General features: G+C 67.3%; 21 protein-coding genes. 14 read left to right on the plus strand and 7 right to left on the minus strand.

The genetic code is table 11. The annotated features are described in order from the left end of the window. Nucleotides 1–62: 62 nt before the first annotated feature. Both ACXJJ8_RS08235 and ACXJJ8_RS08240 read right to left on the minus strand, forming a co-directional pair. Entirely contained in the window at nt 63–728 is a 666-nt protein-coding gene (locus tag ACXJJ8_RS08235; RefSeq protein ID WP_499028781.1) for a response regulator transcription factor, read from the minus strand. 10 nt (nt 729–738) lie between these two features. Then, nucleotides 739–1,503, minus strand: coding sequence for a 3-hydroxybutyrate dehydrogenase (locus ACXJJ8_RS08240; protein ID WP_499028783.1), 765 nt, complete (start codon nt 1,501–1,503; stop codon nt 739–741). Nucleotides 1,504–1,607: 104 nt separating this feature from the next. Between ACXJJ8_RS08240 and ACXJJ8_RS08245 the strand changes: the two genes are divergently transcribed. From ACXJJ8_RS08245 to pbpC, 5 genes are all read left to right on the plus strand, one after another. Next, complete coding sequence (locus ACXJJ8_RS08245) at nt 1,608–3,332, plus strand: 3-hydroxybutyrate oligomer hydrolase family protein (RefSeq protein ID WP_499028785.1); 1,725 nt, start codon at nt 1,608–1,610, stop codon at nt 3,330–3,332. 24 nt (nt 3,333–3,356) lie between these two features. Next, entirely contained in the window at nt 3,357–4,415 is a 1,059-nt protein-coding gene (gene mtnA / locus ACXJJ8_RS08250; RefSeq protein ID WP_499028788.1) for an S-methyl-5-thioribose-1-phosphate isomerase, read from the plus strand. A gap of 103 nt (nt 4,416–4,518) precedes the next feature. Continuing rightward, on the plus strand, nt 4,519–7,140 hold the full coding sequence (gene gyrA, locus ACXJJ8_RS08255; protein WP_499028790.1) for a DNA gyrase subunit A: 2,622 nt from the start codon (nt 4,519–4,521) through the stop codon (nt 7,138–7,140). Between the two features lie 124 nt (nt 7,141–7,264). Then, nucleotides 7,265–12,253, plus strand: coding sequence for an alpha-2-macroglobulin family protein (locus tag ACXJJ8_RS08260; RefSeq protein WP_499028791.1), 4,989 nt, complete (start codon nt 7,265–7,267; stop codon nt 12,251–12,253). Further along, nucleotides 12,250–14,610: a penicillin-binding protein 1C gene (gene pbpC, locus ACXJJ8_RS08265; protein ID WP_499028793.1), complete on the plus strand. Its 2,361-nt coding sequence runs from the start codon at nt 12,250–12,252 to the stop codon at nt 14,608–14,610. Before ACXJJ8_RS08260 ends, pbpC begins: the two co-directional genes overlap by 4 nt. Before the next feature lie 5 nt (nt 14,611–14,615). Here pbpC and ACXJJ8_RS08270 read toward each other — a convergent pair whose 3' ends face one another. Beyond that, nucleotides 14,616–15,095: a peroxiredoxin gene (locus tag ACXJJ8_RS08270; RefSeq protein ID WP_499028795.1), complete on the minus strand. Its 480-nt coding sequence runs from the start codon at nt 15,093–15,095 to the stop codon at nt 14,616–14,618. Nucleotides 15,096–15,174: 79 nt separating this feature from the next. Between ACXJJ8_RS08270 and ACXJJ8_RS08275 the strand changes: the two genes are divergently transcribed. The 9 genes from ACXJJ8_RS08275 to ACXJJ8_RS08315 all read left to right on the plus strand — a co-directional run bounded on the left by ACXJJ8_RS08275 (nt 15,175) and on the right by ACXJJ8_RS08315 (nt 21,063). Next, the gene (locus ACXJJ8_RS08275) at nt 15,175–16,062 is read left to right on the plus strand and encodes a DnaJ C-terminal domain-containing protein (protein ID WP_499028797.1); all 888 of its coding nucleotides are present in this window, start codon (nt 15,175–15,177) and stop codon (nt 16,060–16,062) included. Nucleotides 16,063–16,121: 59 nt separating this feature from the next. Beyond that, nucleotides 16,122–16,742, plus strand: coding sequence for a CDP-alcohol phosphatidyltransferase family protein (locus ACXJJ8_RS08280; RefSeq protein WP_499028799.1), 621 nt, complete (start codon nt 16,122–16,124; stop codon nt 16,740–16,742). 63 nt (nt 16,743–16,805) lie between these two features. Next, the gene (gene phaE / locus ACXJJ8_RS08285; protein ID WP_499028801.1) at nt 16,806–17,873 is read left to right on the plus strand and encodes a class III poly(R)-hydroxyalkanoic acid synthase subunit PhaE; all 1,068 of its coding nucleotides are present in this window, start codon (nt 16,806–16,808) and stop codon (nt 17,871–17,873) included. Beyond that, on the plus strand, nt 17,870–18,946 hold the full coding sequence (locus ACXJJ8_RS08290) for a class III poly(R)-hydroxyalkanoic acid synthase subunit PhaC (RefSeq protein ID WP_499028803.1): 1,077 nt from the start codon (nt 17,870–17,872) through the stop codon (nt 18,944–18,946). The genes phaE and ACXJJ8_RS08290 overlap by 4 nt, the downstream gene beginning before the upstream one ends. A gap of 4 nt (nt 18,947–18,950) precedes the next feature. Next, the gene (locus ACXJJ8_RS08295) at nt 18,951–19,391 is read left to right on the plus strand and encodes a hypothetical protein (protein WP_499028806.1); all 441 of its coding nucleotides are present in this window, start codon (nt 18,951–18,953) and stop codon (nt 19,389–19,391) included. 529 nt (nt 19,392–19,920) lie between these two features. Further along, the gene (locus tag ACXJJ8_RS08300) at nt 19,921–20,124 is read left to right on the plus strand and encodes a hypothetical protein (RefSeq protein WP_499028808.1); all 204 of its coding nucleotides are present in this window, start codon (nt 19,921–19,923) and stop codon (nt 20,122–20,124) included. A gap of 46 nt (nt 20,125–20,170) precedes the next feature. After that, the gene (locus ACXJJ8_RS08305; RefSeq protein ID WP_499028810.1) at nt 20,171–20,605 is read left to right on the plus strand and encodes a bleomycin resistance protein; all 435 of its coding nucleotides are present in this window, start codon (nt 20,171–20,173) and stop codon (nt 20,603–20,605) included. A gap of 70 nt (nt 20,606–20,675) precedes the next feature. Next, entirely contained in the window at nt 20,676–20,843 is a 168-nt protein-coding gene (locus tag ACXJJ8_RS08310; RefSeq protein WP_499028812.1) for a hypothetical protein, read from the plus strand. Next, nucleotides 20,827–21,063, plus strand: a complete 237-nt coding sequence (locus ACXJJ8_RS08315) for a hypothetical protein (RefSeq protein ID WP_499028814.1) — start codon at nt 20,827–20,829, stop codon at nt 21,061–21,063. The genes ACXJJ8_RS08310 and ACXJJ8_RS08315 overlap by 17 nt, the downstream gene beginning before the upstream one ends. A 6-nt stretch (nt 21,064–21,069) precedes the next feature. On the opposite strand, the gene ACXJJ8_RS08320 is transcribed toward ACXJJ8_RS08315, so the two are convergent. From ACXJJ8_RS08320 to ACXJJ8_RS08335, 4 genes are read right to left on the minus strand one after another with little or no spacing between them, the layout of a single operon-like run. Then, entirely contained in the window at nt 21,070–21,390 is a 321-nt protein-coding gene (locus tag ACXJJ8_RS08320; protein WP_499028816.1) for a hypothetical protein, read from the minus strand. Nucleotides 21,391–21,447: 57 nt separating this feature from the next. Next, on the minus strand, nt 21,448–22,140 hold the full coding sequence (lolD, locus tag ACXJJ8_RS08325; RefSeq protein WP_499028818.1) for a lipoprotein-releasing ABC transporter ATP-binding protein LolD: 693 nt from the start codon (nt 22,138–22,140) through the stop codon (nt 21,448–21,450). Then, a complete protein-coding gene (locus tag ACXJJ8_RS08330) occupies nt 22,133–23,374 on the minus strand; it encodes a lipoprotein-releasing ABC transporter permease subunit (RefSeq protein WP_499028820.1) in 1,242 nt (413 codons plus the stop codon). The genes lolD and ACXJJ8_RS08330 overlap by 8 nt, the downstream gene beginning before the upstream one ends. Nucleotides 23,375–23,381: 7 nt before the next feature. Then, a complete protein-coding gene (locus ACXJJ8_RS08335) occupies nt 23,382–23,834 on the minus strand; it encodes a YgfX family protein (RefSeq protein WP_499028822.1) in 453 nt (150 codons plus the stop codon). Nucleotides 23,835–24,110 lie beyond the last annotated feature (276 nt).

A 24,110-nucleotide genomic window follows, 5' to 3' on the forward strand; every position in this document is an offset into this window, starting at 1 on the left:
GCGCCGACCGATCGTTCACGCTGTGGCCTGGGCGGTGACGACTCGCGTAGCCCGCCTGCGCGTCAGCCTTCGATCTGCCGCGACGGATCGGTCAGTTCCAGCTCTCGCAACACCACGCTCGCCTGCGTGCGGTTGCGCACGTCGAGGCGTTCGAAGATCGCCGACAGATGCGACTTCACCGTGCGTTCCTGGATGTCCAGGCGATCGGCGATCTGTTTGTTGAGCAAGCCTTCCGCGACGAGCGCGAGCACGCGGAATTGTTGTGGCGAAAGACTCGCCAGGCGCGCGGCCAGCGCCGAATCCCCCGGCGTCGACGGTGCGCCATCCACTGCCGCGCGCAACTTGGCCGGCAACCATTGCTCCAGCGCCAGCACGCTGCGGATGGCGTGGCGCAGGTCGTCCAGGCCCGTGCTCTTGGGCAGGTAACCGGCGGCGCCATGGTCGAGTGCGCGGCGGATCACGCGCGGATCGTCGTTGGCGGAAACCACCACGACCGCGACGCCCGGATGTTGCGCGCGAATCGCCGCGAGCCCGGCCAGGCCATGGTTGCCGGGCATATGCAGGTCGAGCAGCACCAGGTCGATGCCGGGCTCTGCTTCCAGGTGCGCGAGCACGCCGTCGAGCGAGCCGGCTTCGTGCACTTCGAGATTCGCGACCGCATCCTTCGCCGCGCCGTGCAGGGCGGCGCGGAACAGCGGGTGGTCGTCGGCGATCAGCAGGGACGGCATCAGGCGAGTGTCACTGCACGGTCCAACCGCCGTCCACCTCGATCGTGTGCCCGGTGATGTTCCGCGCGGACCGGCCCATCAGGAAGTCGGTGATGCCCGCCAGTTCGTCGAACTCGATGAACACGCCCTTGGGCATCGGCTTGAGCATCACTTCGCGCACGACGGCGTCTTCCGGGATGCCGCGCGTGCGCGCCTGGTCGGCGATCTGTTTGTCGACCAGCGGCGTCTTCACGTAGGTCGGGCAAATCGTATTGATGGTGATGTCGGTGTCCGCCGTTTCCAGCGCGATCACTTTCGAAAACCCGACCAGCCCGTGCTTCGCGGCGACGTACGCGCTCTTGTACGGGCTGGCGACCAGCGAGTGGATCGATCCGATGTTCACGATGCGGCCGAAGCCGCGCGCACGCATGCCCGGAAGGACCGCACGCGTCAGGCGCGCGACACCGACCAGCATCACCTGCACGAGGAGATCCCACTTGTCGATCGGGAAGTCTTCGAGCGGGGCGACATGTTGTAGGCCGGCGTTGTTCACCAGCACCTCGACCGGGCGCGAGACCTGCGCCACCGCGGCGGCGACGCTGTCGTCGGAGGTCACGTCGAGGACCAGCGCTTCGGCCGAACCGCCGGCGGCGCGGATGGCCTCGGCCACCGCCTGCGCCGGTGCCATCGTCACGTCGGTGACCACGAGGTGGTGCCCGGCGCGTGCGAGTTCGGCGGCGATGCCGGCGCCGATGCCACTGCCGGCGCCGGTGACGAGGATGCAGCGTGCGGTCATGTCGTGGGCCCGGGAATGCTGCGGCCAGACTAGCAGGCCTTCGCGCGGGCGCCGTCGGACGAAAGTACGATGCCGCGCTGGCGACGGATTGCTAGGGTGACCGCATGGATCACATCCGTGGGCTCATCATGCGCAATCGGGCGAAGTGGGGCGCGGCGCTGTGCGTCGCGATGGCAGGCCTGGCGGGGTGCGCATCCGCGCCGCGCGCGACGGAGGCGACGATTTTCACGACGGCACGCACGACCGAACACCGCGGTACGGACGACCTGCTCACTGCCGGGCTCGGCATCGATGGCCTGCATGCGATGGCGGCGCCCCCGTTCGCCGATCCCGCCCACCCCACCGATGCCGAACGTCGCCGCCGCGCGTTGTGGAGCAATTGGCGCGGCATCGCCGACCTCGGGCCGCTCGGCGGCTACGGCACGCTGTACGGCAGCACGCAGGCGGTGCCCGGCCGCGAATTCAGCGCGCAGGCGCGCATCGATGGCGCGCGCCAACCGCATCGCGTATTGGTGCAGGTGCCCGATGCGTTCGACGCACGCAAACGTTGCGTGGTGGTGGCGGCATCGTCCGGTTCGCGCGGCATTTACGGCGCGATCGCCGTTGCCGGCGCATGGGGCCTGCCGAAAGGCTGCGCGGTTGCGTACACCGACAAGGGCGCGGGCACCGATTACGTCGACCACGGCGTGGACGGCGTGGAGGTGAAGCACGCGCACTCGCAAGACAACCCCGAGGCCGATTGGGGTCGCCATGTGAAGCAGGCGGCGGAGTTCGCGCTGCAGTCGCTGACGCAGGCCTTTCCGGACCAGGCGCCGTTCGGTTTCGACAATACGCGCGTCATCGCGGTCGGCATTTCCAACGGCGGCGGCGCGGTGTTGCGCGCCGCCGAACTCGACGGTGATTGGCTGGATGCAGTGGTCGCGGGCGAACCCAACATCGACGCCGCCGGTGGTCGCGCGTTGTACGACTACACGACGCAGGCGGCGTTATTGATGCCGTGCGCGTTGCTCGACTTCGAAGGCGCGCCCCAATCGCCGCTGTCTGCAGCGGGCAAGGCGGTCGGCACCATGCGCTGCAAGTCGCTGGCGATGTCGCCGAAGGAAGCGCGCGCGCAGTTGCAGGCCGGCGGCTGGACGGATGCGGCGATGCGCGCGGCCGCCTTGTCGGTCGACTTCGATCTGTATCGCGCCGTCGCCGTGACCTACGCATCGGCGTACGGGCGTTACGCGTTCAACGCGCACCCCTGCGGCTTCCGGTTCGGTGCGCAAAACGCCGACTTCACCCCGCGCGCCGCCACCGATGCCGAGCGCGCCGCATGGTGGTCCGATGCGGGCGGCGTTCCGCCGGGCGCGGGCGTCAACATCCTCGATGCGAAACTCGCCGCGCCGGACTTCACGCTGCCGGGCCTGCAATGCCTGCGCGCGTTGTGGAACGGCCAGGGCGCCGATGCCGACCGCGTGCGCGCGGGCATCGCGGCGCTGCGTGCGAAAGCGCCGCGTGCCGGGCTTCCGGTCGTCGTCGTGCACGGCCTCGACGATGGTTTGATTCCGCCGGCTTTCTCGAGCGCGCCTTATGTTGCGATGGCCAAGGCCGCCGGTCGCGACGTGCGCTATTGGCAGGTGCGCAACGCGCAGCACTTCGACGGCTTCCTCGCGCTGCCCGATTACGGCGCAAGGTACGTCCCGTTGTTGCCTTACGTGTATGCGGCCCTCGACCAGGTCGACGCGCATCTCGACGATGCGAGCAAGCCCTTGCCGGTCGATGCCGTGATCGAAACGACCCCGCGCGGCGCGACGGCCTTGGCACGCGAACACCTGGCGATCCCGTAGGTGCGTGCGGGGTAAACTCCCCGCATGGACGATTTCGACTACGCCCGCTACGACCGCATCCGCCCCATCCGCTGGACCGGCGATGCGCTGGAACTGCTCGACCAACGCAAGCTCCCGTTCGACACCGAATACCTCACCTGTCGCACGAGCGATGACGTCGCCGCCGCCATCCACGCACTCGCCGTGCGCGGCGCGCCGGCGATCGGCATCGCGGCCGCGTGGGGCGTGGTGCTCGCCGAACGCGACATTCAAGCCACCGACGCGCACGAGGCGGCCGCCAGGCTCGAGCCAGCACTGCAACGCCTCAATGCCGCCCGCCCGACGGCGGTCAACCTCGCCTGGGCGCTCGCGCGCATGCGCGCCGCGCTCTCCCGCGCCGACCACGATTGGCGCGGCGCACTCGAACGCGAAGCGCAGGCGATCGATACCGAAGACCTCGCCGCGAACCGGCGCATGGGCGCGCTGGGCGCTTCCCTGATCGAACCGGGCAGCGGCGTGCTCACGCATTGCAACACCGGCTCGCTTGCGACCGCCGGCTTCGGCACCGCGCTTGGCGTCATCCGCGCGGGCGTCGCGCAGGGCCGCATCGACCAGGTGTTCGCCGGCGAGACGCGGCCCTGGCTGCAGGGCGCGCGCCTGACCGTGTGGGAATTGCAGCAGGACGGGATCGACGCCACGCTCATCGCCGACTCCGCCGCATCCCACCTGATGAAGACCGGCAAGGTGCAGTGGGTCGTGGTCGGTGCCGACCGCATCTGCGCCAATGGCGACACCGCCAACAAGATCGGCACCTACCAGCTCGCCATCGCCGCCCGCCACCATGGCATCGGGTTCATGGTCGTGGCGCCGTCCTCGACCGTCGACATGGCCACGCCCAGCGGCGATCTGATCGAAATCGAGGAGCGCGACGCCGCCGAATTGCACGGCCTGGGCGGCACCCGCACGGTGGCCCAGGGCATCGGCGCGTGGAATCCGGTGTTCGACGTGACGCCCCACGATCTGATCGATGCCATCGTCACGGAGCGGGGCGTGATCCGCCGGCCCGACCAGGCGTCGATGCGGGATGCCTTCGGCATGCCGTGATGGGCCCCTAAGTTCCTGTTTTTGCCCGGGAATCGGCCCCTGTTCGGGGCCGTTTCCGTGCTAGAATTCCCGTCTTGCGCACTCCTTAGAAAAAGCCCACCGAATGGCAGAACTCGCCAAGGAAATCATCCCGGTCAACCTCGAAGACGAGATGCGCCGCAGCTACCTCGATTACGCGATGAGCGTGATCGTGGGGCGCGCGCTCCCCGACGTCCGGGATGGCCTCAAGCCGGTGCATCGCCGCGTGCTGTTCGCGATGAACGAGCTCGGCGCCCACAGCAACAAGCCGTACTACAAGTCGGCGCGCATCGTCGGCGACGTCATCGGTAAATACCACCCGCACGGCGACACCGCGGTCTACGACACGCTGGTGCGCATGGCGCAGCCTTTCTCGCTGCGCTACATGCTCGTCGACGGGCAGGGCAACTTCGGTTCGATCGACGGCGACTCCCCGGCGGCCATGCGTTACACCGAGGCGCGCATGTCGCGCCTGGCGCATGAGTTGATGGCGGACATCGACAAGGAAACCGTCGACTTCCAGCCCAACTACGACGAGAAGGAACTCGAACCCACCGTCATGCCCACGCGGGTGCCGAACCTGCTGGTCAACGGCTCGGCGGGCATCGCGGTCGGCATGGCGACGAACATCCCGCCGCACAACCTCAACGAAGTCATCGATGCCACCATCGCGCTGATCGACGATCCGCTGCTCGACGTCGAAGGCTTGATGCAGTACATCCCCGGCCCGGATTTCCCGACCGCGGGCATCATCAACGGCACCGCCGGCATCCAGCTGGCCTATCGCACCGGCCGCGGCCGCGTGCGCATGCGTGCGCGCGCCGAGATCGAAGTCAACGAAGACAACGGCCGCGAAGCCATCGCGGTGTCCGAGATTCCCTACCAGGTCAACAAGGCGCGGCTGATCGAAAAGATCGCCGAGCTGGTGAAGGAAAAACGCCTCGAAGGCATCAGCGAGCTGCGCGACGAGTCCGACAAGGACGGCATGCGCATCTACATCGAGGTCAAGCGCGGGGAGTCGGCCGAGGTCGTGCTGAACAACCTCTACGCGCAGACGCAGATGGAGTCGGTGTTCGCGATCAACATGGTCGCGCTGGTGGACGGCCGCCCGCAGCTGCTCAACCTCAAGCAGATGCTCGAAGCCTTCGTGCGCCACCGCCGCGAAGTCGTCACCCGCCGCACCATCTTCGAGCTGCGCAAGGCCCGCCAGCGCGCCCACGTGCTCGAAGGTTTGACGGTCGCGCTCGCCAACATCGACGAGATGATCGAGCTGATCAAGACCTCGGCGAACCCGAACGAAGCCCGCGAGCGCATGCTCGCGCGCCGCTGGCCGCCGGGCCTGGTCGGTTCGCTGCTGGCCGCGGCCGGCGCCGACGCTTCGCGTCCGGAAGACCTGCCGGCGGGTGTCGGCCTGTCCGATGACGGTTACCAGCTGACCGAAGTGCAGGCGCAGCAGATCCTCGAAATGCGCCTGCACCGCCTGACCGGGCTGGAGCAGGAAAAGCTCACCGACGAATACAAGGCGCTGCTCGACACCATCCAGGGCCTGATCCGGATCCTCGAAAACCCCGACGTGCTGATGGACGTCATCCGCACCGAGTTGCGCAACCTCAAGGAAGAATTCGGCGACGCGCGTCGTTCGGAAATCCGCGCCAGCGAGGAAGACCTCGACATCCTCGACCTCATCGCGCCGGAAGACGTGGTGGTCACGCTGTCGCATTCGGGTTACGCCAAGCGCCAGCCGGCCAGTTCGTATCGCGCGCAGCGCCGCGGCGGCCGCGGCCGCAACGCGGCGATGACGAAGGACGAGGATTTCATCGACCAGCTGTGGCTGGTGAACACGCACGACACGTTGCTGACGTTCACCAGTTCCGGCCGCGTGTTCTGGCTGCCCGTGTACCAGCTGCCCGACGCCGGCCCGCATGCGCGCGGTCGCCCGATCGTCAACTGGATTCCGCTGGAACCGGGCGAACAGGTCCAGGCCGTCCTCCCGGTGCGCGAGTACCGCGACGACCGCTTCGTATTCTTCGCCACCAAGCACGGCACGGTGAAGAAGACGCCGCTGACCGAGTTCGCCTTCCGCCTGCAGCGTGGCAAGATCGCGATCAACCTCGACGACGCCGACGCGCTGATCGGCGTGGCGCTGACCTGCGGCGAAAGCGAAGTCATGCTGTTCGCCTCCAACGGCAAGGCCGTGCGTTTCGCCGAGAGCGAGGTGCGTTCGATGGGCCGCACCGCCACCGGCGTGCGCGGCATGCGCCTGACGCAAGGCGAGGAAGTCCGCAGCCTGATCGTGATCGAAGGCGACGGCGACATCCTGACCGCCAGCGAACGCGGCTTCGGCAAGCGCACCCCGGCGGCGGAATACCCGCGCAAGGGCCGCGGCACGCAGGGCGTGATCGCGCTGCAGACCACCGCCCGCAACGGCAAGCTGGTCGGCGCCATCCAGCTCAGCGACCACCACGAGGTGTTGCTGATCTCCGATGGCGGCACGCTGGTGCGCACGCGCGCGGCGGAGATCTCGCAGGTCGGCCGCAACACGCAGGGCGTCACGCTGATCCGCCTGGCGGCGGACGAGACCTTGCAGGCGGTCGAACGCGTCGACGCGTCGCTGGACGACGAGGCGGTTGTGTCGGAAGCTGAAGGCGCGGCAACGGAAGTTGTCGAGGTGTCCGCCGGCGACGCCGAGGGCCGTATTCCGGAGTGATCGCACGAGTGCGAATGCGCATTCGACGACGCCGCCTCCGGGCGGCGTCGTCGTATCCGGCGCACGGTTCGCGAATCGCAAGGCGGCTGCAGGTCGCCACACACAACTCAATCGGGGATCGAACATGAAGTCGTCTGCGCGTCCGAACGGAGTCGGGGGTGCGTTTCGGAAGGCGGTCGGGTGGGCGGCGGTCGCCGCCTTGGCATTGGGTTTCGCGGCAGGCTGCAAACCGCAGCCGGGCGGCGAACTGCCGGAAGTCAGCGGCGAGAAGATCGCCGCGAAGAAGGCGCAGGTCGCCGGGTTCGGGCTGGTCGCCGCGTATCCCGACCAGCAAGGCGAGACGCTCGCGCTGGCGCTGGAATTCAGCAAGCCTCTGGTGGGCACGCAGGATTTCGACGACCTGCTGTCGGTGACGGACAAGGACGGCGCGCCGATCAAGGGCGGCTGGGTGCTCGACGACAAGGGCGACGACGAAGGCCGCGTGCTGCGCTTCCCGCACGTGGAGGCCAACCGCGATTACATCGTGACCGTCCCGGCGAAGCTCACTGCCGCCGACGGCCGCACGCTGAAGGAAGACATCCGCCGCACGGTGCACACCGGGCCGCTGGATCCGGTCGTCGGCTTCGCTTCGCAGGGCAGCGTGCTGCCGGCGCGCGAAAGCCGCGGTTTGCCGGTGGTCTCGATCAACGTGGCGGAAGTCGACGTCGAATTCCTGCGCATCCGCGATAGCGAACTGCCGCGCTTCTTCGCCGAGTTCCAGCGCGGCGGCCGCCGCGGCACCTGGGATCTGGAACGCGACTATTCGTGGGACGACGACTCGGGCATCTCCCACAACCGCACCCCGCTGTCGAAACTCGCCGAGCCGGTGTACGTCAACCGGTTCACGCTGGGCGGCCGCACCAACGAGCGCGTGCTGACGTATCTGCCGCTGCAGGACATCGCCGAGCTGCAGAAGCCCGGCCTGTATTTCGCGGTGATGAAGCGGACCGGCCAGTTCACCGACCAGTTCGACACCGCGTTCTTCACCGTCAGCGACCTGGGCCTGCACACGCGCGCCTACAAGGATCGCCTGTTCGTGCATGCCGCGTCCTTGCAGACGGGCAGTGCGCAACCCACGGTCGAACTCAAGGTGCTGGATGCGAAGGGCGAGGCCATCCTCAAGGCCAGCACCGACCGCAACGGCAATGCGTTGCTGCCGTACAAACTCGATGCCAGCCATGTGCTCGTCGCAACGCATGGCACCGATGTGTCGATGCTGCCGTTCAACCAACCCGCGCTCGATCTCTCGGAGTTCGCGGTCTCCGGCCGCGAGCAGGCGTGGTACGACGTCTTCGCCTGGTCGGGTCGCGACCTGTATCGCCCCGGCGAAACGGTGCGCATCTCGGCGTTGCTGCGCGACCAGGATGGCCAGCCCCTCGATACGAAGGGCAAACCGCCGCAACCGATCTTCGTGCGTTACGTGCAACCCGACGGCAAGGCACTGCTCGAAACGCCGCTGCAACCCGACGCACAGGGTTACGTCCGCCACGCGCAGGCGATTCCCGCCGATGCCGCCACCGGCCGTTGGCGCGTGGAGTTCCGCACCGATCCGTCGAGCAAGGAAGCGGTGCAGGGCATGACGCTGCGCATCGAGGAGTTCCTTCCCGAGCGCATGAAACTCGACCTCGATGCGCCGGCGCGGCTCGCCTTCGGGCAACCGTTGGCCTTGAAGGCGACCGGCGCGTATCTCTACGGCGCACCCGCGGCCGGCAACCGCTTCACCGCGAAGCTGGCCGTCGCCGTCGAACAACATCCCATCGAATCGCTCAAGGGCTGGTTCTTCGGTGACCCCACGCTCGCCTTGCCAAAGGAAGCCAAGGACGTTGTCGACACCGAATTCGGCGAGGACGGCACGCTCGTGCAAGCCATCGCGCTCCCGCAGGAAGCCAGGCCCGTGACGCCGATCGCCGCCATCGTCACCGGCAGCGTGTTCGAAACCGGCGGCCGAAGCGTCAATCGTTCGATCACGCGCGTGGTGTGGCCGGCGGAGACCCTCGTCGGCGTGCGCCCGTTGTTCGACGACAAGGAAGGCCCGGGCTCGGAATCCAATGCCGGTTTCGAACTCGCACGCTATTCGGCCGATGGCACGATGCGCGCCGTGCAGGGCGCGCGCGTCACGCTGATGCGCGAACAACGCGACTACCACTGGGCGTGGGGCGACGAAGGCGGCTGGGATTACGACTACACCAGCCGCTGGTCGGCGGTCGAAACGCGCAACGTCGACCTCGGCACCAGCGCCGTGCGCATGAACTTCCCGGTGGAGTGGGGCAGCTATCGCATCGAGGTCTACGACCCCACGACGAAACTCACGACGCGCTACCCCTTCGTCGCCGGCTGGAGCTGGGACGATGAAAACCGCGGCCTGGACGCGCGTCCCGACAAGGTCAAACTCGCGCTCGACAAGACGCATTACCGCGCCGGCGACACGATGAAAGTCACCGTGACGCCGCCGCACGAAGGGGAAGGCCTGCTGATGGTCGAGAGCGACCACATGCTCTTCGTCCAGGGCATCCACGCGAAGGCGGGCAGTACGTTCGAGATTCCCGTGACGAAGGACTTCGAGCGCCACGATGTGTACGTGACCGCGCTCGTGTTCCGCGGTGGTAGCGCGAAGAGCAAGGTCACGCCGGCGCGCGCCGTCGGTGTGGCGCATGTGTCGATGGATCGTCGCGATCGCACGGTCGCCGTCGGCGTCGCCGTCCCGAAGATGATGCGCCCGCAGCAGAAGTTGCCCGTCGTCGTCAGCGCGCCGCAACTGGCGGGGCAGATGGCGTACGTGTCGGTGTCGGCGGTCGATGTCGGCATCCTCAACATCACGCGCTTCCCGGTGCCGAATGCGGCCGAACACTTTTTCGCGCAGCGGCGCCTGGGCGTGGATGCCTACGACCTGTACGGCCGCGTGATCGAAAGCTTCGACGGCGACACCGCGAAGATCCGCTTCGGTGGCGACATGGCGCCGCCGCTTGCACTGCCGCAGGCGCGCAGGCCGACCTCGCGCGTGCAGACGGTCGATCTGTTCAGCGGCCCGGTGCAACTGGATGCGAAGGGCATCGCGCGCGTGAAGCTCGACGTGCCCGACTTCAACGGCACGCTGCGCGTCTCCGCGCTCGTCTGGTCCGGCGGCAAGTACGGCAGCCGCGCGAATGAAACCCTGGTGCGCGCGCCGGTGCTCGCCGAAGCCAGCATGCCGCGCGTGCTCGCGCCCGGCGACAAGAGCAACGTCACGCTCGACGTGCAGAACTTCACGGGTCAACCCGGGACGTTCAGGGTGCAGGTCGACGGCATCGGCCCGCTGTCGGTCGGAAACGGCAAACGCACGGTGAAATTGGCGAAGGACGAACGCACGACGCTGACCTTCCCGTTGCAGGCGAAGGAAGGCTTCTCCACGGCGCAGGTGCGCGTGCGCGTCGATGGCAACGGACATCCGGTCGATCGCAAATACGATGTCCCGGTACGCGCGGCGTGGCCGCAGGTCATGCGCACGCGCAGCGTGACCGTGCAGGACAACGGCGCGATCGCGCTGGATCCGGCGCTCGCCGCCGGCCTGATGACCGATTCGGTCCGTGGGCGCCTGGTGGTCAGCGCGTTCCCGCCGATCCCCTTCGCCGCGGCGCTCGAAGATGTCCTGAAGTATCCCTACGGCTGCGCGGAGCAGACGACGAGCAAGGGCTTCGCCACGCTCGTGCTCGATGATGCGACCGCCAGGCTGCTCGGCGTGCCGCCGCTCGGCGATCGCGTGCGACGCGACCGCATCGCCGGTGCGCTTGCGCGCCTTGCGGGCATGCAAGTCGCATCGGGCCACTTCTCGTTGTGGGGCGGCGAGGACATGGTCGATCCCTCGCTCACGCCGTACATCGCCGAGTTCCTCCTCGATGCGCGCGAAGCCGGGTTCGCCGTGCCCGAAGCGATGTTGCAGAAGACGCTGAAGGCGCTCAACGAAGACCTGCTCTCGGGCGGCCCGCAGTTCTACAACTACGATCACCGCGAACACCTGAAGTTCGCCTACCGCGCACACGCCGGTTACGCACTCGCCCGCGTCAATCGCGCGCCGCTCGGCACGCTGCGCGCCCTGTACGACGACGAACGCAGCAAGGCGGAAACGGGTTTGCCGCTCGTGCGCCTGGGCATCGCGCTGTCCTTGCAGGGCGATCGCCGGCGTGGCGCGAAGGCGATCGCCGAAGGCTTCGCGTTCGACGATTCGCAGCGTCCGGAATGGCTCGGCGACTACGGCACGCGCATCCGCGACGACGCGATGATGATCGCGCTCGTGCACGAACGCGGGCTGGCGAAGCCCGAGTACGATGCGCGCACCATCAAACTCGGCCGCGAACTCGACGCACGTCGCAAGGAACGCTGGTTCTACCTGAGCACGCAGGAGCAGGTGTCGATCGCGCGCATGGGCAAGGCAATGATGCGCGGGCAGGGCAAGGTGGTCGCCGGGCAATGGATCGGCGCCAACGAACGCAGCGAGGTCGCGAACGTGCCGATGACCGGCCGCGTCGTCGATTCCAGCGCGCTCGACCTGCGCTTCGTTCCCACCACGCCGCCGCCGTACTACGTGAGCATGGAAGTCGCCGGCATCCCGCGGGAAGCGCCGCCGGTGGACAAGTCCGCGATCGACATCGTGCGCACCTACTACACCCCCGACGGCGAACCCTGGGAGGGCAACAAGCTCGCCGAAGGCGACAGCCTGATCGTGCTGCTCACGGTGAAGACGTCGCAGCCGATGCCCGATGCGCTGGTCACCGACCTGTTGCCCGCGGGCCTGGAGATCGAGAACTTCAACCTCGGCGATGCGAAGCAGTGGGCGGGCGTGGTGATCGACGGCATCGAGATCGCCAACCGCGACCGTGCGAGCGAGGTGCGCCACGAAGAGTTCCGCGACGACCGATACGCGGCTGCGCTCAAGCTGGATCGTTACGACACCGCGCGCCTGTTCTACCTCGTGCGCGCCGTGACACCGGGCACGTACGCGGTGCCGCCGCCGCAGGCCGAAGACATGTACCGGCCCGAGTTGCGCGGCACGGGCGCGCGCACGCCCGCGACGATCACGGTGACCCAACCGGGGCAATGACCGTGCGCAGTCGCAGTCGGTGGTGGTGGCGGGGCGTGTTGGCAGTGGAGTTGCTGCTCGTCCTGTCCATGCTGGGCGACCTCGCGTTCCCCGTACCGTTGCCCGATGGGCGCGGTGCGGGCGCGATCGTGCTCGCGCGCGACGGCACGCCCTTGCGCGCCTTCGCCGATCGCGATGGCGTGTGGCGATATCCGGCATCGGTCGAACGCGTTTCGCCCTTGTACGTGCAGGCACTGATCGCTTACGAAGATCGTTGGTTCTACAAGCATCCCGGCATCAACCCGATCGCGCTCGCGCGCGCGGCCGCGCAGTGGGCGCGGCATGGGCGCGTGGTGTCGGGTGGTTCGACGCTGACGATGCAGGTCGCGCGCATCTTGGACCCGCCGCGGCCGGGGCGTCGCAGCCTGTTCGACAAGGCGCGGCAGATGTTGCGTGCGCTGCAACTGGAAGTGCACCTGTCCAAGCGCGAGATCCTCGCCTTGTACCTGGATCGCGCGCCGTTCGGCGGCACGATCGAAGGTGTCGAAGCGGCCAGTTGGGCATATCTCGGAAAACCGGCGTCGCGCTTGTCGCATGCAGAAGCGGCATTGCTCGTCGTACTGCCGCAATCGCCGAGCCGTTTGCGGCCGGATCGGGAGCCCGAACGTGCACGCATCGCGCGGGACAAGGTCCTGGCGCGCATGGTGTCGCAAGGCTTGTGGTCGATGGAGGACGTGCGCGAGGCGCGGGTGGAACGCGTCGTCGCGCGTGCGCTGGAGCCCCCACGCCACGCGCAACTCCTCGCGCAACGCCTGCGTGACGCCGCGCCCGGCGCATCGCGCATTCGTTCGACGATCGACAGCGATCTGCAACGCATGCTCGAAGAGCGCGTCGCCGCGTATTTCTCCGACCTGCCGCCGCGCACGTCCGCCGCCTTGCTCGTCGTCGACAACGCGACGCTGGAGGCGCGGGCCTACGTCGGTTCGGTCGAGTTCGGCGATCCGCAACGCCTGGGCCACGTCGACATGGTGAAAGCCTGGCGCTCGCCCGGTTCGACGCTCAAGCCGTTTCTTTACGGCCTTGCACTCGACGACGGACTGATCCATTCGGAGAGCTTGCTCGTCGATGCGCCGCAATCCTTCGGCGACTACCGGCCGGGCAATTTCGACATGGCGTTCAATGGGCCGGTCGCGGCGTCGGAAGCCTTGCGCCTGTCGTTGAACGTGCCGGCCGTCGATTTGCTCGATCGCGTCGGGCCCGCGCGGTTCGCTGCACGCCTGGAGAATGCGGGCATCGCGCTGAAGTGGCCGCAGGGCGGCGCGCCGAATCTGGCGATGATCCTCGGCGGCACGGGCGCGCGCCTGGAGGATCTGGTGGGCGCGTATGCGGCCTTGAATCGCGACGGCATCGCGGGGCGCGTGCGTTATCGCCCGGATGCGCCGCGCGTGGATCGACGGCTGCTGTCGCCGGGCGCGGCATGGATCGTGCGCGAAATCCTCGAAGCGCATCCGCGCCCCGGCATCGTCGCCGACACCTTCGATCCGCGTTCGCGCATGCGCGTGGCATGGAAGACGGGCACGAGTTACGGTTATCGCGACGCCTGGGCGCTCGGCAGCACGCGGCGTTACACGGTCGGCGTGTGGGTCGGACGCCCCGACGGCACGCCGCTGCCCGGGCAATACGGTGCAATGACGGCACTCCCCCTGTTGTTCGAAACGATCGACGGCCTGCCGACCGCCGCCGTCGACAGCGCACCGCGTCCGCCGCCGCCGGGCGTGGAGGAAGTCGAAGTGTGCTGGCCGCTCGGCCTGCCGCCCGATCCCGCCGCGCCTGCGCTGTGTCGCAAGAAGCGCCAGGCCTGGACGCTCGACGGAAATGTGCCGCCGACCTTCGCCGAACGCGATGCGCGTTTGTGGAATGCCGGCGTCGAGCGCTTCGACATCGACGCACGCACCGGCCAACGCCTCACCGCGGCGTGCACGGCCGCGCACGACCGCAAGCCGACGGAACTCGCGCGCTGGCCTGCGCTCGCATCGCCCTGGCTGTCCGCCGAAACACGCGCCGCCGCCACCTTGCCGGCGCGCGCATCCGACTGCGACGCCGACAGCCGGGATGCCACCGAATCCTTGCGCATCGACGGCCTCGTCGACCGCGCAACCCTCGCGCGTCCATCGAACAGTACGGCGCCGCTGCGCCTGTCCGTGCGCGCACTCGGCAGCGAGGCGCGCATCCGCTGGCTCATCGACGGCCGCATGGTCGGTCAGACGCGGGGCGCGGCGCCATTCGCCTTCGACTTCGCCGACCACGGCGCGCACACGCTCACCGCGCTGGCCGAAACCGGGGCATGGGCGGCGATCGGGTTTCGCGTGATGGAGTAGGGCGCTTAGCCCAGCTGCTCGAGTACGTAATCGGCGGCCGACACGCGGAACTCACCCGGCGCTTCGACGTGCAACTGCTTCACTACGCCATCTTCGGCGTACAGCGCGAATCGCTTGGACCGCGTGCCCATGCCGTACGCGCTCGCATCCATTTCCAGTCCGAGAGCGCGCGCGAAATCGCCGTTGCCGTCGGCCAACATTTCCAAACCCTGCGGCACCTGGTGGGCTTCGCCCCAGGCCTTCATGACGAAGGGGTCGTTGACCGACATGCACAACACTTCGATGCCGCGCGCGCGGAAGTCGGCATGGCGCTCGACGAAACCGGGCAGGTGGCGCTCCGAACAGGTCGGCGTGAACGCACCCGGCACCGAGAACAACACGACTTTCTTGCCGTCGAACAGCGTGCGCGTGTCGACGGTTTCCACGCCTTCGCGGATGCGCTTGAGGGCGACTTCGGGAATGCGATCGCCGGGCTGGATGGACATGGGGAATCCTCGATGGGGGGCAGGTCTGCGAGTTTAGGCGATGACCCGGCCTCGACGGCGTTGCGGTAGGCTTTCGCGCATGGAATTCAAGGACTACTACCAGATCCTCGGCGTCGAACCCGGCGCGGGCGACTCCGAGATCAAGACCGCCTATCGCCGGCTCGCGCGCAAGTACCACCCCGATGTCAGCAAGGAAGCGGGCGCCGAAGACCAGTTCAAGGCCATCAACGAGGCCTATGAAGCGCTGCGCGATCCGCAGAAGCGCGCGGCCTACGATCAGTTGCGCACGCGCGGATATCGGCCGGGCGACGACGTGCAACCGCCGCCGGGTGGCTTCGGTGGCGGCCAGGGGGATTTCGATTTCGACGAGATCTTCGCCGGCGGCGGCGCGGGCGGCGGCTTCTCCGATTTCTTCGAATCCTTGTTCGGTCGGCAACGCGGCGGCCCGGGCGGCGGCCCGCGTCCGCAAGGGCGCGGCGATACGCGCGCGAAACTCGCGGTGCCGCTGGAGTCGGTCTACAGCGGCGGCAGCGTGCGCATCGGCGTGAACGGCAAGACGCTCGACATCAAGGTGCCCAAGGGCATCAAGCCCGGGCAATCGATCCGGCTCGGCCGTCAAGGCAACAACGGCGGCGACCTGTATCTGGAAATCGAATACGCCGCGCATCCGCAGTTCGAAGTCGACGGGCGCAACATCCTGCATGTGTTGCCGGTTGCGCCGTGGGAAGCCGCGCTCGGTGCGACGGTGAGCGTGCCGACGTTGGGTGGTGCGGTGGAGCTCAAGATTCCCGCGGATTCGGAGTCGGGGCGCAAGCTGCGCCTGCGTGGTCGCGGCTTGCCGGGTCAACCGCCCGGCGACGAGATCGTCGAGTTGGAAATCCTCGCGCCACGCGCGCATTCGAAGGATCAGCGCGAAGCGTACGAACGCATGCGAGATGCGTTCGGCGATGATTGGCGTCGCGAGTAGCTGTTTCGACGTTCACACCCCCTTTGGCACCCTGCGCCTTCGCAACAGGAGTTCGGACGATGTCGCGACCCCGCCATTTCTCCATGCTGCGCGACTTCCACCTGGCAGATTGGTTCACGCTGGCCAACGCGTTCTGCGGCACCGGCGCGGTGTTCTCGGCGATGCGCTTCCTGCAGGAAGGCGTGGTGCGCGACCTGCTGGTGGGCATGGCGCTGATCCCGCTCGCCTTCATCTTCGACGCCCTCGACGGGCGCGTGGCGCGATGGCGCAAGTCGGCCTCCACGCTGGGACGGGAGTTGGATTCGCTCGCCGACGTCATCTCCTTTGGTGTCGCGCCCGCCGCGCTGGGGTATGCCTGCGGGCTGCAGGGCGGATGGGATTGGGTGGTGCTGTCGTATTTCGTCGGCTGCGGCGTCAGCCGCCTGGCGCGGTACAACGTGACCGCCGAGGCGCTGTCGGGCGCAGACGACAAGGTGAAGTTCTTCGAAGGCACGCCCATTCCCACGAGCCTGCTGCTCGTGGTGGTGCTGGCCATCGCCGCCATCCAGGACCGCATCGGGACGAATGTGTGGTTCGGGGTGGTCCATCTCGGGCCGTGGCAGCTGCATCCGCTGGTGCTGGTGTTCGCCCTCTCGGGCTCGCTGATGATCAGCAAGACCCTGCGGATCCCGAAATTCTGAGGAATGCGGCACTGCAACATTTCGGGCGATATGATGCCGCCCTGATTAGCGTGGGAGGCACGGATGGACGCAGGACAGGATTTCGAGAAGATGGCCCGGCAGTACTGGAGCGCATGGGGCGACATGCTCCGCGGGGCGGTGCCCATGGCCCAGCCGGCGACGCCGGACCCGATGAAGCAGTGGCACGACGCGGTGGACTGGTGGACCCAGCTCGCGCACGGCCAGCGCTCGGAGGTCAATGCCGCGGTCGACCGTTTCAATGGCCAGGCGCGCAGCTGGTACGGCTCGATGCAGCAGGTGGCGGCGCAGTTCGCCGGGCAGGACGCCACGGCGCGCGACATCACCGATGCATGGAAGAAGTCGCTCGGCGCCGTCGGCGAGAACCCGTTCCCGGAATTGTTCCGTTCGATGCGCGGCCAGGGCCAGCAGGGCCTGGACCAGTGGATCGAGGATGCCTCGCCGTTCCTGGATGCGTGGCGCCGCGAAGCGGGTTCGTGGCTCGGGATGCCGACCTTCGGTTTCGCGCGCGAGCAGCAGGAGCGTTTGCAGAAGCTCATGCAGGCCCAGATGGACCTGCAGCAGGAAAACAGCGCCTACAACGCGTTGATGCTGAAGTCCGGCCAGCGTGCGTACGAAGTGTTCGAACAAAAGCTCTCGGCACGCGCAAAGGACGGGCAGCAACTGAAGTCCGCGCGCGCGATGTTCGATCTGTGGATCGACGCGGCCGAAGAGGCGTACGCCGAAATCGCGTTGTCGGATGAGTTCCGCAAGGTGTACGGCCGCCTGGTCGACGCGCAGATGCGCGTGCGGGGTGGCATGCAGCGCGAAGTTGAAAACGCGACCGGCCAGTTCGGCATGCCGACGCGCACCGAAGTGGATTCTGCGCATCGCAAGATCACGCAGCTCGAGCGCGAAGTGCGCAAGCTGCGCGATGCCTTGCAGCAAATGGCCTCGGTGAAGCCGCAAGCGGAGAAGCCCGCGGCGCAACCGGCGAGCGACGCACGCAGCGGCGAGCACTCGCTGAAAATGCAGGGCGACAAGATCCTCGGCGGCGACAAGCCGAAGACCGCGCCCACCAAGGGCGCCACGCCGAAGATCGACAAGAACAAGGGCAAGGGGAAGCGCGCATGAGCCTCGGCAACCAGGGTCCGCTCGACATCAATCCGCAGGCGCTCGCCGATGAAGCGCTGACGATGCAACGCAAACTCGGCGCGGGCCTCAATACCCTGCGCGAAGTCGACGACGTCGAATACGGCGCGACGAAGAAGGAAGCCGTGTGGTCCGACGGCAAGGTCGTGCTGTATCGCTACCGTGGCGAGCAGACGCCGACCGCCACGGTCCCCCTGCTGATCAGCTACGCGCTGGTCAATCGCCCCTACATGGTCGACCTGCAGTCCGATCGCTCGATCGTGCGCGGCCTGCTTGCGCGCGGCGAGGACGTGTACATCATCGACTGGGGCTATCCGGATCGTTCGGATCGCTATCTCACGCTCGAGGATTACGTCGAACGTTTCCTCGGCGGCGCCGTCGACTACCTGCGTCGCGAGCATGGCCTGGATGCGATCAACCTGCTCGGCATTTGCCAGGGCGGCGCGTTCTCGCTGTGCTATTCCTCGCTGCATCCGGAAAAGATCCGCAACCTCATCACCATGGTGACGCCGGTGGATTTCCACACCGACGACAACATGCTGTCGAGCTGGACGCGCGCGATGGACGTCGACCTGTTCGTCGACACGCTCGGCAACGTGCCTGCCGACCTGATGAACTGGTGCTACCTCACGCTCAAGCCGGCGCGCCTGTTCGTGCAGAAGTATGTCGGCCTGGTGGACATCCTCGACGACAAGAAGGCGATCGAGGATTTCCTGCGCATGGAGAAGTGGATCTTCGATTCACCCGACCAGGCGGGCGAAGCGTTCCGCCAGTTCGTGAAGCAGTTCTACCAGGCGAATGGTTTCATCAACGGTGGCATCACGATCGGCGATCGCGAAGTGCACCTGGGCATGGTGGAAATGCCGGTGCTGAATATCTTCGCCGAACAGGATCACCTCGTGCCGCCGGCGGCTTCGCGCGCGTTGCGCAACGTGGTCGGCACGAAGGACTACACCGAGTTGTCGTTCAAGGGCGGCCACATCGGCATCTACGTCTCCGGCCGCGCGCAGAAGGAAGTGCCGCAGACGATCCACGATTGGCTGGCCGCGCGCTAAGGCAATGGGCGCGCTGCCGCTCGCGGTGGCGCGCTGCATCGGCATGGTCTGGACCGTGCCGAACACGCTGTTGGGGTTGATCGCAGGCGGCGCGGGCATGGCCTTCGGCGCGCATGCGCATGTCCGCGCGCGCGAGTGCGCGATCGTCTTCCATCGTTTCCCGTGGGGCCCCGGCGGGGCGATCACGCTCGGGAACACGATCCTGCATACGGGTGATTCGCTCGACGCGCAATGCGTGACGTACGCGCATCGCGCAGGACATGCGCACGAGGCATCGATCACTTATGCCGATCACGAACGCGCGCACGTGTTCCAGTACATGGCGCTCGGGCCGTTGTTCCTGCCGCTGTACCTGGCGTGTGGTGGCGTGAGCGTGCGCAATCGCTTCGAACGCGCGGCCGATCGCTATGCGCTGACCGGTCGCGACTGGTGGCCGTGGGCTTGAAGCGGCCGTAATCCTTGACGGCCCCTTTACACCGTCAGGCATACCGTCCGAACTGTCGAGGAGGTCCGAGAATCCGCCATCCCAGGAACGAAAGGTTCGAGGGAAATGGCACTCGAAGACAACCACGACGAGCCGAAGGTCCGATCCCCTCCAGTCCCTTGAAAAAGGACAGCGAGATCGGGCCTTCTTTTTGGCCCGGCCAAGGCATGGCTCGGAATTTGCTTCGCACGACGCAGTTGCTTCACGTCGGAGCGCGTAAACAGGTATTGCACAACGGCGATGTCCTTCGCCGCCGATCTCGGGCCTCCGTGCAGCTCCGACAGGACGCTGCCATGCACCCCGAATCTCCCAGCGAGAGCGAGCGCCTTGCGCGCGCGATCGAAGAAACAAGACGCCTGCTTGACGAATCCGAACGCATCTTGCACGAAGCATCCGGCGCGTTCGTCCGTCGGGCGGCTGCGATTGTGTCGCAGGAACCCCGCGCCAATGCGATGGCATCGGATGCCGACGCGGGCGAGATGGGGTCCTGATGGTCGTGCTGTTCCTCGGCGGTCCGCTGGATGGCGAGCGCACCGACTGGACCGATCCGCCGAAGTACTACGTGTGCACCGTCGCGGGCGGCATGGTCCCTTATTCGCCCCATGGAGAGATCCGGGTTCCGGGGGTGGATGCGGTCTACGCACCGATCGGCATGGGCGGCAGCGCCATCACCGACAGCCTCCGCCACCTCTGACGCCGCGCAGATTCGCTCCGTCGATTGGCCGGCGCATACTCCGCCCATGGCCAACTTCCTCCAGATCACGCCCTTCATGCACGTGGCGGATGTGGAGGCCACGACGCGGTTCTTCGCCGACATCCTCGGCTTCCAGACCCTGTACCGGCAGCCGGGCTACGCCTACATCGAGCGCGAGGGCTGCGGCATCCGGATCATGGCGGCGGGCGAAGGCAATCGGCTGATCGAGGGGAACCGGCGGTTCCGCTATTACGTCGACGTGCGCGACGTCGACGGGCTTTACGCCGAGCTCAAGCCGAAGCTCGATACGCTCCCGAAGGACGATGTCCACGGGCCGGCGGACAAGCCTTACGGCCAGCGGGAGCTGCTCGTGAAGGTGCCCGACGGGGACCTGATCGCCTTCGGGCAGGGGATCTTCACACCCGACGGTGCCCAGGTGACCCCGGGTGGACAGGACGCGGCCGAGGTTTCAAAAGTGTGACTTTGTCCTCAATTTCACACGCGGGGCCGGCGCGATGCTTGCGCCTCGAACAGGGGAAAGGGGACGCGCCATGGATGACCGCACGCTGCAATTCGTACTCTTCCTGGGCATCGCCGCGGCGGTGTACACCCTCGTGACCGTCGGCATCGAGATCGCCCGCCGCTATTTGCTGCAAGCGCGCGCGGCCCATGTGGCGACCGTCGCCATCGTGGCGGATGTCGTTGCCCGCAACGACTGATGTCGCTGGAACGCTCGCGCCGCAACCGGCGCGCGTGATGGGCGCACTGCTCGAACTCCTCGCCGAAGCCTTCTTCGAACTCGTGGTGGTCGGAATCGGCCACGGGATCGGCTGGCTGATGCCGATGCGCCGCAAATTCACCGATGGGCAGGCGGCCTTCGCCGGCGTGTTGTTCTGGGGCGCCGTGCTGTTCGGCGGGCTTTGGTGGCGACTGGGCTGAGCGCCCTCAGCGATTGATCAACGCGAACGCCAGGAACACCAGGACCGGCCCGGCCAACGAAAGAAACGCCAGTCCGATGAGACCTTGTGTCCGCTTCGTCGGCTCATCGGCACCGGCCTTCGCCAGGCGGACGAGGCCGACGACGGCAACGGCCTGCATGACCAGGGTAATCGGGTAGACGAAGATCGCGATCGCGAACAGCGTGCTGCCGCCTTCGGTTTCCGGATGCGCCGCGAACAGCACCCGCGCGGCGAATGCGGTGAGCGCCGCCATCAGGAGGGCGGAGGCGGCCAGGAGATATTGCGGCCAGCGGGGCGAGAGGGTCATCGACGGCGATTGTATGCGCTCGTCGATGTCGAACCCAGCGCGGGCAAAGCGCTGGACTCACACCTCGCTCGGCGCGAGCTCCCTGAGCTTTCCTTCATGCAGTTCGAGCACGCGATCCAGGCGACGCGCCAGGCTGCGGTCATGCGTTACCAGCACCAGGCTCGTGCGTTGCGCGCGGTTGAGGTCGAGCATCTGCGCGAAGACATGCGCCGCGGTCTTTTCGTCGAGGTTGCCCGTCGGTTCGTCGCCCAGCACGCACGCGGGCTTGTTGACCAGCGCACGCGCCACCGCGGTGCGCTGGCGTTCGCCACCGGAGAGTTCGCCGGGCTTGTGTTCCAGGCGATGGCCGAGGCCGACCGATTCCAGCAAGTCTTTCGCGCGCTGCCGCGCATCGGGGATGTGCGTGCCGTTGAGGAGCACGGGCAGCATCACGTTTTCCAGCGCGGTGAATTCGGGCAGCAGGTGATGGAACTGGTAGACGAAGCCGAGCGCCTTGTTGCGCAGCTTGCCGCGCTCGGCGTCGGACAGATCGCTCATGCGTTGGCCTGCGACCCACACTTCGCCCGCCGTGGGCACATCGAGCCCGCCAAGCAGGTGCAGCAACGTGCTCTTGCCGGCGCCCGACGCGCCGAGGATCGCGACGGTCTCGCCTTCGGCCACCTGCAGTTGCAGGTCGTGGAAGACGTGCGTCTTGAGGTTGCCTTCGGCGTAGGTTTTCGCGAGGCGTTCCGCGCGCAGGACTTCACTCATAACGCAGCGCCTCCGCCGGTGCCGTGCGCGCGGCGCGCCACGCGGGATACAGCGTGGCCACGAACGCCATGCCGAGGGCGACCAGCGCGATGATGGTGACGTCGTCGGCTTTCAATTCGGTCGGCAATCCGGTGATGTAGTAGACGTCCTCGGGCAACAACTGGACGCCGAGCACGCGCTCCAGGCCGTTGAGGATGTGGTCGAGGTTGAGCGTCAGCAACACGCCGCCGACGACGCCCAGCACGGTGCCGATGATGCCGATCAGCGTGCCCTGCACCATGAACACCTGCATCACGCCGTTTGGCGTGAGGCCCAGGGTGCGGAGGATGGCGATGTCGGCTTGCTTGTCGGTGACCAGCATGACCTGCGAGGAGACGAGGTTGAACGCGCCCATCGCGATCAGCAGCGAGAGCAGGATCGCCATCACTGTCTTTTCCATCTTGAGCGCGCGGAACATGTTGGCGTTTTCGCGGGTCCAGTCGCTGACGCTGTAAGGCCCCGGCAATTTCAGCGCGAGGTCGCGCGCGACGTCGAACGCCTTGTCCATGTCGTGCAGGCGCAGGCGCACGCCGGTGACGCCATTGCCCATGCGCATCAGGCGTTGCGCATCCTGCAGGTTCACGACCGCCAGGCCCTTGTCGAACTCGTTGTAGCCCGCTTCGAACAGCCCGCTGACCCTGAAGCGCTTGAACTGCGGCATCGCGCCCATCGGCGTGGCCTGGAGGTCGGTCGTCAGCACGACGTAGTCGCCGACGTTGACGCCCAGCCACAGCGCGAGTTCGCGACCGAGCACGATGTTGAAACTGCCGGGCGCCAGCGCGTCGAGCTTGCCCACGACCATCTTCTCGCCGAGCACCGAGACGTTGCGCTCCTGGTCGGGCACCACGCCGCGCACGATGGCGGGCTGGTTGCGCGCGCCGCGGAGCAGGCCCTGTGTTTCGATGTAGGGCGCCGCGCCGGCGATGCGCTTGTCCTGCATCGCAAGGTGCACCGCGTGCGGCCAGTCGGTCAGCGGCTCGCCGTAACCGCTGACGGTCGCGTGTGCGGCCATCTGCAACATGCGATCGCGGATTTCGCGCTGGAAGCCGCTCATCACCGCGAGCGTGGTGATGAGTGCAGTCACGCCGAGCGCGATCCCGAGGATCGACGCCAGCGAGATGAAGGAGATGAAACCATTGCGGCGCTTGGCGCGGAGGTAGCGCAGGCCGATGGCGACGGGGATGGGTTTGAACATAAGCCGCCTATCCTCGCATCCCGCGGGGGGGCGCGGCGACCCGGGCGGCCGAAGGACACGCCAGGCGCAATGCCCGTCGTTCATGCGCGCCCAGGGTATCGGGCCAGAACGCGAGGCGATGGACGCGGCCGTCCCCGTCGCGCGCGTGCAGGAATGCGAGCGCGCCCCGCCAATGGACGTGATGGTGCGCGATGGGCATGTCGTCGAGGGTGGCGCTTGCGTCGGACCGGATGATGAAGACCCGCGGCGGCCGCCGATGTTCCCGATGCGCGCTTCCAAGGGCCAGGAGGCAGGCGCCGACCGCAAGTGGCGCGCGCAAGGCACCGGGCATATCGGATGCCAGGATCGCCAGTACGCCGAGCGGCCCAAGCGCGAGCAGCACCGCGACGACCCAGCGCGAGGGCCGCCACGTCAGGCGACATCCGGGCGAGGCGCGAACGCAAGGCAAGGCGGCGTGCATCGTGGACATCCATGTCGTGGGCAGGCGGTCACCCTAGCGCGGCGCGCGTCCGGCGTCCGTCAACGGTTGCCGCACGAAAGCGTCGGAATTTCCTGAAGGAGAAACGCCAGACCTCCGCCCGCGCGATCCGACGCGACCTCGATCGACAAGGATGCAATGCGGGACATTTCCGCGCGACGTGGCGAATGTCGGCACGGGCGCGGCGCTTACACACGACACCGCGATCGTGGCGAGATGCAGCAATGCAAAGCGCATCGTCTCCAGCCTCAGATCTTC

It is taken from the genome of Lysobacter sp. P5_C4 (genome assembly GCF_054049695.1).

Excerpts from the sequence above, each read along its gene's own strand:
- ACXJJ8_RS08305 (WP_499028810.1), top strand. The coding sequence starts at position 20,171 with ATGGCCAACTTCCTCCAGATCACGCCCTTCATGCACGTGGCGGATGTG.
- ACXJJ8_RS08235 (WP_499028781.1), bottom strand. The coding sequence starts at position 728 with ATGCCGTCCCTGCTGATCGCCGACGACCACCCGCTGTTCCGCGCCGCC.
- ACXJJ8_RS08335 (WP_499028822.1), bottom strand. The coding sequence starts at position 23,834 with ATGCACGCCGCCTTGCCTTGCGTTCGCGCCTCGCCCGGATGTCGCCTG.
- mtnA (WP_499028788.1), top strand. The coding sequence starts at position 3,357 with ATGGACGATTTCGACTACGCCCGCTACGACCGCATCCGCCCCATCCGC.
- ACXJJ8_RS08330 (WP_499028820.1), bottom strand. The coding sequence starts at position 23,374 with ATGTTCAAACCCATCCCCGTCGCCATCGGCCTGCGCTACCTCCGCGCC.
- ACXJJ8_RS08245 (WP_499028785.1), top strand. The coding sequence starts at position 1,608 with ATGGATCACATCCGTGGGCTCATCATGCGCAATCGGGCGAAGTGGGGC.
- lolD (WP_499028818.1), bottom strand. The coding sequence starts at position 22,140 with ATGAGTGAAGTCCTGCGCGCGGAACGCCTCGCGAAAACCTACGCCGAA.
- ACXJJ8_RS08275 (WP_499028797.1), top strand. The coding sequence starts at position 15,175 with ATGGAATTCAAGGACTACTACCAGATCCTCGGCGTCGAACCCGGCGCG.
- ACXJJ8_RS08240 (WP_499028783.1), bottom strand. The coding sequence starts at position 1,503 with ATGACCGCACGCTGCATCCTCGTCACCGGCGCCGGCAGTGGCATCGGC.
- gyrA (WP_499028790.1), top strand. The coding sequence starts at position 4,519 with ATGGCAGAACTCGCCAAGGAAATCATCCCGGTCAACCTCGAAGACGAG.
- phaE (WP_499028801.1), top strand. The coding sequence starts at position 16,806 with ATGGACGCAGGACAGGATTTCGAGAAGATGGCCCGGCAGTACTGGAGC.
- ACXJJ8_RS08310 (WP_499028812.1), top strand. The coding sequence starts at position 20,676 with ATGGATGACCGCACGCTGCAATTCGTACTCTTCCTGGGCATCGCCGCG.
- ACXJJ8_RS08320 (WP_499028816.1), bottom strand. The coding sequence starts at position 21,390 with ATGACCCTCTCGCCCCGCTGGCCGCAATATCTCCTGGCCGCCTCCGCC.
- ACXJJ8_RS08295 (WP_499028806.1), top strand. The coding sequence starts at position 18,951 with ATGGGCGCGCTGCCGCTCGCGGTGGCGCGCTGCATCGGCATGGTCTGG.
- pbpC (WP_499028793.1), top strand. The coding sequence starts at position 12,250 with ATGACCGTGCGCAGTCGCAGTCGGTGGTGGTGGCGGGGCGTGTTGGCA.
- ACXJJ8_RS08290 (WP_499028803.1), top strand. The coding sequence starts at position 17,870 with ATGAGCCTCGGCAACCAGGGTCCGCTCGACATCAATCCGCAGGCGCTC.
- ACXJJ8_RS08300 (WP_499028808.1), top strand. The coding sequence starts at position 19,921 with ATGGTCGTGCTGTTCCTCGGCGGTCCGCTGGATGGCGAGCGCACCGAC.
- ACXJJ8_RS08280 (WP_499028799.1), top strand. The coding sequence starts at position 16,122 with ATGTCGCGACCCCGCCATTTCTCCATGCTGCGCGACTTCCACCTGGCA.
- ACXJJ8_RS08270 (WP_499028795.1), bottom strand. The coding sequence starts at position 15,095 with ATGTCCATCCAGCCCGGCGATCGCATTCCCGAAGTCGCCCTCAAGCGC.
- ACXJJ8_RS08260 (WP_499028791.1), top strand. The coding sequence starts at position 7,265 with ATGAAGTCGTCTGCGCGTCCGAACGGAGTCGGGGGTGCGTTTCGGAAG.